General features: G+C 71.8%; 7 protein-coding genes. 6 read left to right on the forward strand and 1 reads right to left on the reverse strand.

What is annotated here, in order from left to right; translation table 11 throughout:
- The first annotated feature begins 6 nt into the window (after positions 1 to 6).
- Genes pta through recD form a run of 6 tightly spaced genes read left to right on the forward strand, consistent with a single transcriptional unit; the run spans position 7 to position 12,908 of the window.
- A complete protein-coding gene (gene pta / locus AB0M01_RS25360) occupies positions 7 to 2,088 on the forward strand; it encodes a phosphate acetyltransferase (protein WP_363673585.1) in 2,082 nt (693 codons plus the stop codon).
- On the forward strand, positions 2,085 to 3,290 hold the full coding sequence (locus AB0M01_RS25365) for an acetate kinase (protein WP_363673587.1): 1,206 nt from the start codon (positions 2,085 to 2,087) through the stop codon (positions 3,288 to 3,290). Before pta ends, AB0M01_RS25365 begins: the two co-directional genes overlap by 4 nt.
- Positions 3,287 to 4,513 (forward strand): D-mannonate dehydratase ManD, encoded by a 1,227-nt coding sequence (manD, locus tag AB0M01_RS25370; protein ID WP_363673589.1) that lies wholly within the window; start codon positions 3,287 to 3,289, stop codon positions 4,511 to 4,513. The genes AB0M01_RS25365 and manD overlap by 4 nt, the downstream gene beginning before the upstream one ends.
- A 48-nt stretch (positions 4,514 to 4,561) precedes the next feature.
- Positions 4,562 to 7,864 (forward strand): exodeoxyribonuclease V subunit gamma, encoded by a 3,303-nt coding sequence (gene recC / locus AB0M01_RS25375; RefSeq protein ID WP_363673591.1) that lies wholly within the window; start codon positions 4,562 to 4,564, stop codon positions 7,862 to 7,864.
- Positions 7,864 to 11,142, forward strand: coding sequence for a UvrD-helicase domain-containing protein (locus tag AB0M01_RS25380; protein WP_363673594.1), 3,279 nt, complete (start codon positions 7,864 to 7,866; stop codon positions 11,140 to 11,142). Before recC ends, AB0M01_RS25380 begins: the two co-directional genes overlap by 1 nt.
- Complete coding sequence (gene recD / locus AB0M01_RS25385) at positions 11,142 to 12,908, forward strand: exodeoxyribonuclease V subunit alpha (protein ID WP_363673596.1); 1,767 nt, start codon at positions 11,142 to 11,144, stop codon at positions 12,906 to 12,908. The genes AB0M01_RS25380 and recD overlap by 1 nt, the downstream gene beginning before the upstream one ends.
- On the opposite strand, the gene AB0M01_RS25390 is transcribed toward recD, so the two are convergent.
- Positions 12,898 to 13,806 (reverse strand): NADP-dependent oxidoreductase, encoded by a 909-nt coding sequence (locus tag AB0M01_RS25390; RefSeq protein ID WP_363673598.1) that lies wholly within the window; start codon positions 13,804 to 13,806, stop codon positions 12,898 to 12,900. The genes recD and AB0M01_RS25390 overlap by 11 nt on opposite strands.
- Positions 13,807 to 13,814: the final 8 nt, after the last annotated feature.

Consider the following 13,814-nt stretch of genomic DNA (forward strand, 5'->3'; position numbering starts at 1 on the left):
TCTGGCATGGGGAGCAGCGTGTACGTCGCATCCGTCGAGGGGTCCACCGGGAAGTCGACGGTCGCCCTCGGGGTGTTGCAGCAACTGTCGCGCCGGGTCGGGCGGGTGGCCGTGTTCCGGCCGATCGTGCGACCCGACACCGACCGGCACGGCGGGCGCGACTACGTGCTCGACCTGCTGATCTCGCACGACGCGGTCGACCTCGCCTACGAGGACTGCGTCGGCGTCACCTACGACGAGGTGCACGACGACCCGGACGCCGCGCTGGACGTGATCGTGCGCCGGTACCACGCGGTCGCCGAGCAGGCCGACGCCGTGCTGGTGGTCGGCAGCGACTACACCGACGTCGGGACGCCGACCGAGTTCTCCTACAACGCGAAGATCGCCGCCAACCTCGGTACGCCGGTGCTGCTGGTGCTGAACGGGTTCGACCGGACCCTCGACGACCTGCAGGCGATCAGGGACCTGTCCGTCGCCGAGCTGACCGCCAACCACGGTGCGCTCGCAGCGGTCGTCGTGAACCGCGCCGACCCGCAGGACCTCGACCGGTTCGCGACGGCGCTCGGCGCGGACGGCGTACCGGCGTACGCGCTGCCGGAGGAGCCGGTGCTCAGCCAGCCGACCCCGGCGGACCTGCTGGCGCCGATCGACGGACGGATGGTCAGCGGCGATCCCGAGCTGCTGACGCGGGAGGTCAGCGGGCTGCTGGTCGCCGGGATGACGATGCCGAACGTGCTCGACCGGCTGTTCGACGGCGCCGCGGTGATCACGGCGGCCGACCGGCCGGAGGTCGTGCTCGGCGTTCTGATGGCGCACGCGTCGCGGACCTTCCCGCAGATCTCGGCGATCGTGCTGAACGGCGGCTTCACGCTGCCGCCGCAGGTGCAGCAGCTGATCGAGAGCCTCGGCGTGACGCTGCCGATCCTGGAGACCGATCTCGACACCCAGGCGGCGTCGGCGGCGCTGACCGCCGTCCGCGGTCGCCTGACCAAGGACTCGCCGCGCAAGATCGACCTCGCGCTGGCGCTGTTCGAGCAGCACGTCGACAGCCAGGCGCTGCTCGACCAGCTCGCGGTCGCCCGCAGCAACGCGGTCACGCCGCTGATGTTCGAGCACCGGCTGATCGACGCGGCCGTTGCCGACCGCAAGCACATCGTGCTGCCCGAGGGCGAGGAGGAGCGGATCCTGCGGGCCGCCGACGTGCTGCTCCGGCGGGGCGTGGCCGAGCTGACGCTGCTCGGTGATCCGGTCGCGATCAGCGCGAAGACGGCCGGCCTCGGTCTCGACCTGTCGGCGGCGCACTTCGTCGACCCCGAGCACGACCCGCTCGCCGAGCAGTTCGCGGCCGAGCTGCACCGGCTCCGGCAGCACCGCGGCGTCGATCTCGACCGGGCCCGCGAGCTGGTCAAGGACGTCTCGTACTTCGGCACGATGATGGTCCAGCTCGGTCTCGCCGACGGCATGGTGTCGGGCTCGATCCACACCACCGCGCACACGATCCGCCCGGCGCTGGAGATCGTGAAGACCGAGCCCGGCGTCTCGGTGGTGTCGTCGGTGTTCTTCATGTGCCTGCAGCACCAGGTCCTCGTGTACGGCGACTGCGCGGTCAACCCGGACCCGACCGCCGAGCAGCTGGCCGACATCGCGATCTCGTCGGCCTCGACGGCGGTCGCGTTCGGCGTCGACCCACGGATCGCGATGCTGTCGTACTCGACCGGCTCGTCCGGCACCGGCACCGACGTCGAGAAGGTGTCGAAGGCAACGACCATCGTCCGCGAGCGGGCGCCGGAGCTGCTCGTCGAGGGGCCGATCCAGTACGACGCGGCGATCGACGCCGCCGTCGCCCGGACCAAACTGCCGGACTCGCCGGTGGCCGGCCGCGCGACGGTGTTCGTCTTCCCCGACCTGAACACCGGCAACAACACGTACAAGGCGGTCCAGCGCTCGGCGAACGCGGTCGCGGTCGGTCCGGTGCTGCAGGGCCTGCGCAAACCGGTGAACGACCTGTCCCGAGGAGCCACGGTGCGAGACATCATCAACACGGTCGCGATCACCGCGCTGCAGGCGCAGCAGGGTGGCGACCGATGAGCGACTACGTACTGGTGATCAACGCGGGGTCCTCGTCGCTCAAGTACAGCCTCGTCGACGCGGGCTCGGGGGAAGCGCTCGCCGAGGGCCTGATCGAACGCATCGGCGAGTCCGAGGGCCACCAGCAGCACCGCGGCCCGGACGGCGAGACCGAGAGCTCGGACGCGCTGGCCACCCACGAGGACGCCCTCCGCGCCGCCCTCGACGCGTTCGCGAAGCACGGCCCGTCGCTCGACGACCTGGAGCTCGCGGCTGTCGGCCACCGGGTCGTCCACGGCGGCGCGAAGTTCGCCGTACCGAGTCTGATCGACGACGCCCTCGTGGCCGAGGTCACCGACCTGGTCCCGCTCGCGCCGCTGCACAACCCGGCCAACCTGGAAGGCATCGAGGTCGCGCGCAGGCTGTTCCCCGACCTCCCGCAGGTCGCCGTCTTCGACACCGCCTTCCACCAGACGCTCCCACCGCACGCCTACACGTACGCCGTACCGTCGGAATGGCTCGACGACCACGGCATCCGCCGCTACGGATTCCACGGGACGTCGCACTCGTTCGTCTCCGAGCAGGCCGCGCACCGGCTCGGCCGCGACCTGGCCGACCTGAACCTGATCGTCCTGCACCTCGGCAACGGCTGCTCCGCGGCCGCGGTCCAGGGCGGCGAGTCGGTCGAGACCTCGATGGGCATGACCCCGCTCGAAGGTCTCGTGATGGGCACCCGCTCCGGCGACCTCGACCCCGCGGTGCACGGCCACCTGGTCCGCGAGGCCGGCTGGTCGGTCGACGAGATCGACAACGCGCTGAACAAGAAGTCCGGCCTGAAGGGCCTGGCCGGCGAGAACGACTTCCGCGCGCTGGCCAAGCTGCGCGCGGCCGGTGACCCGAAGGCCGAGCTGGCCTTCGACGTGTACTGCCACCGGATCAAGAAGTACGTCGGCGCGTACTACGCCGTGCTCGGCACGGTCGACGCGATCGTGTTCACCGCCGGGGTCGGCCAGCACTCGGCCGACGTCCGGGCCGCCGTCCTGCACGGGCTGGAGCGGCTCGGTATCCGGCTCGACCCGGTCCGCAACGCCGACCCGGCCGAGGACGGCCTGGTCAGCACCGACGACAGCGAGGTCGCCGTCCTGGTGATCCCGACCAACGAGGAGTGGCAGATCGCGCGCCAGGCGCTCGAGCTGGTCACCAAGGAGGAAACCGCATCGTGAACATCACCGCCGCCGAGGTGATCGTGACGAGCCCTGACCGCAACTTCGTCACCCTGAAGCTGACCACCGACGACGGGCTGGTCGGCTGGGGTGACGGCACCCTGAACGGCCGCGAGCTGTCGGTCGCGTCGTACCTGACCGACCACGTCGTCCCGCTGCTGCTCGGCCGCGACGCGCACCGGATCGAGGACACCTGGCAGTTCCTGTACCGGTCGGCGTACTGGCGGCGTGGTCCGGTGACGATGGCGGCGATCGCCGCGGTCGACGTCGCGTTGTGGGACCTCAAGGCCAAAGCCGCCGGGATGCCGCTCTACCAGCTGCTCGGCGGCGCCTCCCGCAACGGCCTGATGGCGTACGGGCACGCCTCCGGCCGCGACGAGGCCGAGCTGTTCGACTCGATCCGTCGGCACCTCGACCAGGGCTTCCGCTCGATCCGCGTGCAGACCTCGGTCCCCGGGATCGACGCCGTGTACGGCGTCCGCGCGCCTGCGGGTGAAGAGCCCGAGCACCACTACGAGCCAGCCCTGCGCGCCGCGCAGCCGATGGAGGAGGACTGGGACACCCGCGCGTACCTGCGGCACATCCCGAGGGTCTTCGAGGCGGTCCGGTCGGAGTTCGGCCCGGAGCTGCCGCTGCTGCACGACGTGCACCACCGGCTGACCCCGATCCAGGCCGCGCGGCTGGGCAAGGATCTGGAGCCGTACGACCTGTTCTGGATGGAGGACTGCACGCCGGCCGAGAACCAGGACGCGCTCCGGCTGGTCCGTCAGCACACGACGACACCGCTGGCCATCGGCGAGGTCTTCAACACCGTCTGGGACTACCAGACGCTGATCAAGGACCAGCTGATCGACTACGTCCGGTCCGCGGTCACCCACACCGGCGGCATCACCGCGATGCGCAAGCTGCTCGACTACGCCGCGCAGTACCAGATCAAGTCCGGGATCCACGGCCCGACCGACATCTCGCCGGTCGGGATGGCGGCCGCGCTGCACCTCGACCTGGCCATCCACAACTTCGGGATCCAGGAGTACATGCAGCACGGCGACGCCACCAACGAGGTGTTCCGGCAGACCTTCAGCTTCGAGAACGGGTACCTGCACCCGGGCCACCAGCCCGGTCTCGGGGTCGAGCTGGACGAGGACGCGGCGGCCAAGTTCCCGTACCGGCCGGCTTACCTGCCGTACAACCGGCTCAAGGACGGAACGGTCCACGACTGGTAGTCCACACCCTGCCGAAAACCGTCGGCCGAGCGTGGCATCCTTTCCCCGGTGACCTTGTACCTGCACCGCGCCGAGCGGACGGACGTGCTCGCCGACGGGCTCGGCGAGCTGCTCGCCGTACCGCTCGGTGATCCGTTCGCCGAGGAGCTCGTGGTCGTTCCGGCCAAGGGCGTCGAGCGCTGGCTGTCGCAGCGGCTGTCGCACCGGTTGGGTGCGGGGCCGGCAGGCCGCGACGGGGTCTGCGCGGGTGTGCGGTTCACGTCGCCGCGGTCGCTGGTGTCGACCGTGCTGGGGATCAACGACGACGACCCGTGGGCCGCGGACGCGCTGGCGTGGCCGCTGCTCGCGGTGCTCGACGACTCGCTCGACCAGCCGTGGTGCGAGCCGGTCGCGCGGCACCTCGGGCACTTCGACACCGGTGCCGAGGGCGAGCTGCGGCGCGGCCGCCGGTACGCCGTGGCCGCGCGGCTCGCGCGCTTGTTCGCGGCGTACGGCGTGCAGCGGCCGGCGCTGCTCGCTGACTGGAGTGAAGGGCGGGACACCGACGGCCTCGGTACGGCGATAGACCGCGACCTGTCCTGGCAGCCCGAGCTGTGGCGCCGCCTGGTCGCGCGGATCGGCGAGCCGACGCCGGCTGAACGGCACGCACGGACGATCGCGCAGCTGCGTGAGGAGCCGTCGGCGTTCGAGCTGCCGACTCGGCTCTCGCTGTTCGGGCACACGCGGCTGCCGTCGACCGAGATCGAGCTGATCTCGGCGCTGGCCGAGCAGCGCGACGTGCACCTGTGGCTGCCCAACCCGAGCGGTTCGCTGTGGGAGCGGCTGCAGGGGGCTAGCGCGGGCATCCGCGCGGAGGACACCAGCCACCAGCGCGCTGAGCATCCGCTGCTGGCGACGCTCGGCCGGGACAGCCGCGAGCTGGAGCTGGCGATCGCTGCTGTACCGACCGTCGACAACCACCTCTCGTCGCTGCCGACGCCTGACTCTCTGCTCGGCTGGCTGCAGCAGGACCTGCGCGACAACACAGTGAACCCCGAAGGCCGTCGGCTCGCGCCGACCGATCGGAGCGTGCAGGTGCACGCCTGTCACGGCACCGCCCGGCAGGTCGACGTACTGCGTGAGGTGCTGCTCGGCATGCTGCAGGACGACCCGACGCTGGAGCCGCGGGACATCCTCGTGATGTGCCCGGACATCGAGACCTACGCGCCGCTGATCAGCGCCCGCTTCGGCCTGGCCGACCTCGACCGAAACGGGCACCCGGCGCACAAGCTGCGCGTGCAGCTGGCCGACCGGTCGCTGACCCAGACGAACCCGCTGCTCTCGGTCGCCGCGCAGCTGCTCGACCTCGCGGGCAGCCGGGCGACCGCGAGCCAGGTCCTCGATCTCGCCCAGGCCGAGCCGGTACGGCGGCGCTTCCGCTTCACCGACGACGACCTCGACACGGTGACCGCCTGGGTGCGCGAGTCCGGCGTCCGCTGGGCGTTCGGCCGCGACGACCGGGACCGGTTCGGGCTGGCCGACTTCCCGCAGAACACCTGGCAGTTCGGTCTCGACCGGGTGCTCGCCGGGGTGACGATGTCGGCCGACGCGCACGCCTGGATCGGGACGACGCTGCCGCTCGACGACGTCGGCAGCACCCGGATCGAGCTGGCCGGCCGGTTCGCGGAGTACGTCGATCGGTTGCGCGCGGCAACTGATCTGCTGGACGGGACGCACTCGCTGGCGGCCTGGCTGGAAGCGTTGCGCGGCGGGATCGACCGGCTGACCTCGGTGAGCCGCGACGACGGCTGGCAGCTCGGCCAGGTGCAGCGCGAGTTCGCGCAGGTCGCGGCCGGGGCGGGGGAGCTGTCCGGGACGGAGCTGCGGCTGGCCGACGTACGGTCGTTGCTGTCGGCGCACCTGGCCGGGCGGCCGACGCGCGCGAACTTCCGGAGCGGGACGCTGACCGTGTGCACGATGGTGCCGATGCGGTCGGTGCCGCACCGGGTGATCTGCCTGCTCGGGCTCGACGACGGGATCTTCCCGCGGATCGGCCTGGCCGACGGGGACGACGTACTGGCCCGGCAGCCGGTGACGGGTGAGCGGGATGTGCGCAGCGAGGACCGGCAGCTGATGCTGGACGCGATCATGGCCGCGACCGAGTCGCTGGTGATCACCTACACCGGCGCCAACGAGTACTCGGGGCAGCCGCGGCCGCCCGCCGTACCGCTCGGCGAGCTGGTCGACGCCCTCGACCGGACGACGGAGTCGCCGGTCCGCGAGACCGTCGTCGTGAAGCACCCGCTGCAGCCTTTCGACCGCAAGAACCTTGAGGCCGGGCGGCTCGGGACGCCCGGGCCGTTCACGTTCGACCCGACCGCGCTGGTCGCGGCCCGCGTCGACAACAAGCCGCGCGAGCCGCGCCCGGAGTTCGTCGGGGCACCGCTGCTCCTGGCGAGCGGCGAGGACGTCGGGCTGGCCGAGCTGATCCAGTTCTTCAAGGATCCCGTGAAGGGCTTCTTCCGTTCGCTCGACGTGACGCTGCCCTGGGAGGTCGACGGGGTGTCGGACGCGATGCCGGTCGAGATCGACAACCTGGAGAAGTGGTCGGTGGGCGACCGGATGCTGCAGGACATGCTCGCCGGCATCCACCCGGACCAGGCGCTGCAGGCCGAGTGGCGGCGCGGGACGCTGCCGCCGGGACGGCTCGGCTGGCGGACCGCGACCGACATCCGCGACATCGCGCGCGGCCTGGCGGTCGCGGCGTACCCGCACCGGCAGGGCGAGGCGAAGGCGTTCGACGTGGACATCGACCTCGGCGGTGGCCGGCGGCTGACCGGGACGGTGCCGGGCGTGTACGGGTACCGCCTGGTTTCGGTGAGCTACTCGCGGCTCGACGCGAAACAGTTGCTGACGGCATGGATCCAGCTGCTGGCGCTGTCGGCCAACGACGAGGACCACAACTGGACGACCCAGGCGATCGGCCGCGGCCGCAGCAATCCGGCGAGCCGGCTGTTCGGCCCGGTCGACGGGCAGGCGCAGACCTTCCTCTCCGACCTGGTCGCCGTGTACGACGCCGGCCGGCAGGCGCCGCTGCCGTTGCCGCTGAAGACGTCGTTCGCCTGGTGCCAGGCGACGCGGACCGACGACGACCCGAGGGTCGCGGCCGGGCGCCGCTGGCGGCCGACGAACTACGACGGAGAGAACGCCGACCCGGCGCACGTGCGCGTCTGGGGTGCGAACAAGCCGCTCGACGTACTGCTCGAACCGCCGCGGCCCGGCGAGGAGATGCCGGGCGAGTCGACGCGGCTCGGTGCGTACGCCGCGCGCGTCTGGGAGCCGATGCTGCGCTTCGAGCAGGGAGCCCGCTGATGGAGCCCTTCGACCTGCTCGGCCCGCTGCCGACCGGAACCACCGTGCTCGAGGCGAGCGCCGGTACCGGCAAGACCTACGCCCTGGCCGGTCTCGTCACTCGGTACGTCGCCGAAGGCGCGGCCCGGCTCGACGAGATGCTGCTGATCACCTTCGGCCGCGCGGCCAGCCAGGAGCTGCGCGAACGCGTCCGCTCCCAGATCTCGGATGCCGAGCAGGCGCTCGCCGACCCGAAGGAGTGGCACGACGACCCCGGGCTGCTCGGGCATCTCGCGCGCGGCAGCGAGGCCGAGGTCGCGCTGCGGCACACCCGGCTGCGCGACGCGCTGGCGAACTTCGACGCGGCGACGATCGCGACGACGCACCAGTTCTGCCAGCTCGTGCTGCGCTCGCTCGGCGTCGCCGGTGACACCGACGCCGGGGTGACACTGGTCGAGGACCTGACCGATCTGGTCACCGAGGTCGTCGACGACCTGTACCTCGCGCGCTTCGCGCGGTCCGCCGCCCAGCCGCCGATCACCCGCGCGGTCGCGCTGGAGCTCGCGATCAAGGTCATCGACAATCCACACACCCGGCTGGTCCCCGAGCAGTACGACGCGGCGACGCCGGAGGGCGTCCGGGTCGCGTTCGCGCACGAGGTCCTGGCCGAGGTCGAACGGCGCAAGCGCCGGCTCGGCATCCTCGGGTACGACGACCTGCTGACCCGGCTCGCGACCGCGCTGGAGCAGCCGGACGCCCCGGCCCGGCAGCGGATGCAGCGGCGCTGGTCGGTGGTGATGGTCGACGAGTTCCAGGACACCGACCCGGTGCAGTGGAAGGTGATCGACCGGGCTTTCAACGGCACGAGCACGCTGGTGCTGATCGGCGACCCGAAGCAGGCGATCTACGCGTTCCGCGGCGGTGACATCGCGACGTACCTGACCGCGGCGGCGACTGCCGGGCAGCGCCGGACCTTGGGGACGAACTGGCGCAGCGACCAGCCGCTGGTCGACTGCCTGCAGGTCGTGCTCGGTGGCGCCCGGCTCGGGCACGAGGACATCGTGGTGCACCCCGTCGAGGCGCATCACCAGGGGACGCGGCTGGCCGGTGCGCCGTGCGACTCGCCGTTCCGGCTGCGCGCCGTACAGCGGGAGTGGTTCGGGTCGCCGCGGCGCAAGAGCGTGCCGATGGACGACCTGCGCGACCACATCACCGATGACCTTGCGGCCGACATCGGTCAGCTGCTCGCCTCCGGTGCGACCTACGACGGCCGGCCGCTGCGCGCGGGCGACCTCGCGGTGATCGTCGAGGCGCACAAGGACGCGCGGGCCTGCCGCGAGGCGCTGGCCGCGGCCGGGATTCCCGCGGTCTACTCGGGCGATCTCGACATCTTCTCCTCGCAGGCGGCGAAGGACTGGCTGAGCCTGCTGGAGGCGTTCGACCAGCCGCACCGCTCGGGGCTGGTCCGGGCCGCCGCGACCACGATGTTCTTCGGGCACACCGCCGCCACCCTGTACGCCGGAGGCGACGACCTGACCGACCGGATCGGGCAGACGCTGCGCGCCTGGGCCGACCTGCTGCGGACCAGGGGAGTCGCCGCGGTCTTCGAGGCCGCGCAGTTGCGGGGGATGGCCGATCGTGTGCTCGGCTGGCGCGGTGGCGAGCGGGACATGACCGACCTCGCGCACCTCGCCGAGCTGCTGCACGACACTGCGCACCGGGAGCGCTTCGGCCTGCCCGCGCTGCTCGACTGGCTGCGGCAGGAGTGCACCGGCAAGGGCCGGACGGCCGAGCGCACGCGCCGGCTCGACAGCGACGCGGCCGCCGTCCAGATCATGACGGTGTGGGTGAGCAAGGGCCTGCAGTACCCGATCGTCTACCTGCCGTTCGGCTTCAACCGGCACATCTTCGACGAGGAGGAGCTGCTGCTCTTCCACGAGGACGGCGTGCGCAGCCTCGACATCGGTGGGCGCAACCGCAAGGGCTACGCGGCGAACGAGAAGCGCTGGCGGGCCGAGGTCGCGGGTGACGACATCCGGCTCACGTACGTCGCGCTGACGCGGGCGCAGTCGCAGGTGGTGGCGTGGTGGGCGCCGTCGTGGGACGAGATCAACGGTGGGGTGTCGCGACTGCTGCGTGGGCGCAAGCAGGGCGAGCCGGTCGTTCCGGACCAGCTCGACCGGGCGTCGTCCGACGACGAGGTGCTGGTCTGGTTGCGGCGCTGGCAGCAGGCGGGCGGTCCGGTCGTGGAGGACTCGGTGATCGCCGAGCAGGTCGAGCCGGTGAGCGAGCGGATGTCGGGGCGGCTCGGGATCGCGACGTTCTCGCGCGAGGTCGATCTGGCCTGGCGGCGGACGTCGTACTCGGGGTTGATCCGGGCGGCCGATCAGCAGCCCGGTGGGGTGACGAGCGAGCCCGAGGACGGGCAGCTCGAGGACGAGTCCGTGGACGCGGTGCCGACGGTGGTCGCGTCGGTGGATGCGGTGCCGTCGCCGATGGACGGGTTGCCGGTGGGCGCGGAGTTCGGGTCGCTGGTGCACGGGGTGCTGGAGGAGGCCGATCCGAAGGCGGTTGATCTGCAGGCCGAGTTGGCGTTGCGGATTCGCGAGCAGCTGCCGTTGTGGCGGGTGGACGTGACGCCGGACGTGCTGGCGGAGGCGATGCTGCCGATGCACGCGACGCCGCTCGGTCCGCTGGTGCCGGGGCTGACGCTGCGGGACCTCGGGCGCGAGGACCGGTTGCGGGAGCTGGACTTCGAGATCCCGCTGGCCGGTGGGGACGACGCGGGCGTCGACGTACGGTTGGAGGAGCTGGCGCCGCTGCTGCGTGCTCATCTGCCGGTCGGCGATCCGCTGCTCGCGTACGCCGAGCGGCTGGAGCAGCCGTTGCTCGGTGGGCAGAGCCTGCGTGGGTATCTGACCGGCTCGATCGACGTCGTACTGCGGGTGCCGGGCGATCGGTTCGTGGTCGTCGACTACAAGACGAACCGGCTCGGGGATCCGGAGCAGCCGTCGACCTCGGCGGAGTACACGCAGGATCAGCTCGGTGCGGCGATGCTGCACTCGGACTATCCGCTGCAGGCGCTGCTGTACTCGGTGGTGCTGCATCGGTATCTGCGGTGGCGGCTTGCGGGGTACGACCCCGCCAAGCATCTTGGCGGGGTTGTGTACTTGTACCTGCGCGGGATGTGTGGGGCCGAGACGCCTGTGGTGGATGGGCATCCGACCGGCGTGTTCAGCTGGTCGTTGCCTTCGGCACTGGTCGTCGCGCTGTCGGAGCTGCTGGACGGGAGGGCCTGATGAGCACGGCTGTGGACGAGTTCGACTCGACGCTGGCGCTGGCTGCGACGGGGCTCCTGCGGGAATTCAACGCCGCCGGGGTGATCTTGGCCGCTGACGTGCATGTCGCGCTGCGGCTGACGGCGATGCTGGAGGAGACCGACGAGTCGGTCGCGCTGGCGTGTGCGCTGGTGGCGCGCGCCGTACGGGCCGGGTCGACGTGCCTGGATCTGGCGCTGGTCCGCGACGAGGTGGGGGAGGAGGGCGCCGAGCTGGAGTGGCCTTCGCTGGAGGCGTGGCAGAGTGCGCTGCGCGCGAGTCCGTTGCTGGGGGCACCTTTTCCGCTGCGGCTGGACGAGACGCGGCTGTACTTCGACCGGTACTGGCGCGAGGAGGAGCAGGTCGAGCAGGACCTGCGCCGGCAGACGACGCGACTGGCGCCGGTGATCGCCAACGAGGCCGCGCTGACCGCCGGGCTCGACCGGCTGTTCCCCGGCGACTCGTACGTCGAGCAGCGGGCTGCGGCGGAGACGGCTGCGCGGCAGTGGACGACGGTGCTGACCGGCGGTCCGGGGACCGGAAAGACGACGACCGTCGCGGGGCTGCTCGCCGTACTGGCTGAGCAGGCGGAGCTTGCGGGGGAGCGGCGGCCGTGGATCGCGCTGACCGCGCCGACCGGTAAGGCGGCGGCGCGGCTGGAGGAGGCGGTCCGGCGGGAGATGTCCGACCGGTTGTCGCCGGAGGACACCGCGCGGCTCGGCGACTTCCACGCGCGGACGCTGCACATGCTGCTCGGCCGGCGGCCGGACTCGTCGAGCCGGTTCCGGCACGACCGGACCAACCGGCTGCCGCACGACATCATCGTGGTGGACGAGACGTCGATGGTCTCGCTGACGATGATGGCCCGGCTCCTGGAGGCGGTCCGGCCGGGGGCGCGGCTCGTGCTGGTCGGCGATCCCGATCAGTTGGCGTCGATCGAGGCGGGTGCGGTGCTCGCGGACCTGGTCGACGGATTGGTTGCCGGGGGCCACATCGAGGCCGCGGAGCTGCGGACGTCGCACCGGTTCGGGAGTGAGATCGGGGAGCTGGCGCTGGCCGTGCGGGAGGACCGGGCGGACGACGTACTGACTGTGCTGCGGGGCGGGGACGAGCGGGTGGTGTTCGTCGAGGACGAGGACCCGCGGGAGCGGTTGCGGGAGGCGATGCTGCCCGACGTACTGGCGATCCGGAGGGCTGCCGAGGCGGGTGATGCCGATGCCGCGCTGGCGGCGGTCGACCGGCATCGGTTGCTGTGTGCGCACCGGGAAGGTCCGTGGGGTGTGCAGCAGTGGAACCGGACCGTTGAGCGCTGGATCACCGAGGAGACCGAGGACCCGCTCTGGGACACCTGGTACGTCGGCCGCCCGGTGCTGGTGACGGCGAACGACTACGCGCTCGGGATCTACAACGGTGATGTCGGCGTGACGATCCGGCGGCCGGACGGGTCGCTGCGGGTTTGTATTGCGGGCGCGCGGGGGCGGCGGGACTTCGCGCCGAGCCGGTTGGGCAACATCGAGACGCTGCACGCGATGACGATCCACAAGTCGCAGGGGAGTCAGGCCGCCGAGGTCACGGTGCTGCTGCCGAACGAGGAGTCGCGGCTGCTGACGCGGGAGCTGTTCTACACGGCGATCACGCGTGCGGTCGATCGCGTGCGAGTGGTCGGTGCCGAGGAGTCGGTGCGGCTGGCGCTGACCCGCCGGGCGTTGCGCGCGACGGGTCTGCGGCAGCGGCTCGTCAGCCCGTGACCTTGATGATGGTTCGGCCGCGGGCGGGCTGGAAGGCGCTCACGGCGTCGTCGAGCGGAAGCACTGTCGTGACCAGCGGCTTGAGGCGGCCGTCGTGCAGACGGGTGGCCAGGTGGGTGAGCTGCTCGCGGTTGGGCTCGACGACGAAGAAGACCGCGCGGGCGTTCGGCGGCTGCTGGGTCGGTGGGTCGGCGATCGTGACCAGGGTGCCGCCGGGACGCAGCAGCAGGCCGGAGCGGTAGCGGATCTCGCCGCCGATCACGTCGAGCACGACGTCGACCTGACCGGCCTTCTCCAGGTCGTCGCCGGCCAGGTCGACGAAATCGTGCGCGCCCAGCTCGGCGGCTCTGGTCGCGTCCGCCGTCCGGCCGGTGCCGATGACGTGGGCGCCGATCTCCTGGGCGAGCTGGGCGGCGACCGAGCCGACCGCGCCGGCGATGCCGTGGATCATCACGGTCTGCCCGCGCTGCAGGTTCGCGTGGTCGAACAGGTCCTGCCAGGCGGTCAGGCCGGAGATCGGGACCGCGGCCGCGGTGACGTGGGCGACGCTCGCGGGCAGCGCCGCGAGGTTGCGGGCCTCGACGGCGACGTACTCGGCGAGAGTGCCGTCGCGCAGCCAGTCGGTCAGGCCGAAGACGCGCTGGCCGACGGTGAAGCCGGTGGTCCCGTAGCCGAGATCGGCGACCACGCCGGACACCTCGTGGCCGGGGACGCTCGGGCTGCGGTCGCGGCCGGCCCGGTCGGTCCAGGTGCCGGGCCAGGTCAGCTCGCCGCGGGTGAAGCCGGCCGCGTGCACCCGGACGACGACGTCGTTCTCGGCGGCGTGCGGGTACGGCAGCTCGGCGAGGGAGAGTCCGTCGATACCGGACTCGCGGTCCCGGACGGTGATGGCACGCATGTCGCTGG

Source organism: Kribbella sp. NPDC051770 (assembly GCF_040681455.1).
GTDB lineage: Bacteria > Actinomycetota > Actinomycetes > Propionibacteriales > Kribbellaceae > Kribbella.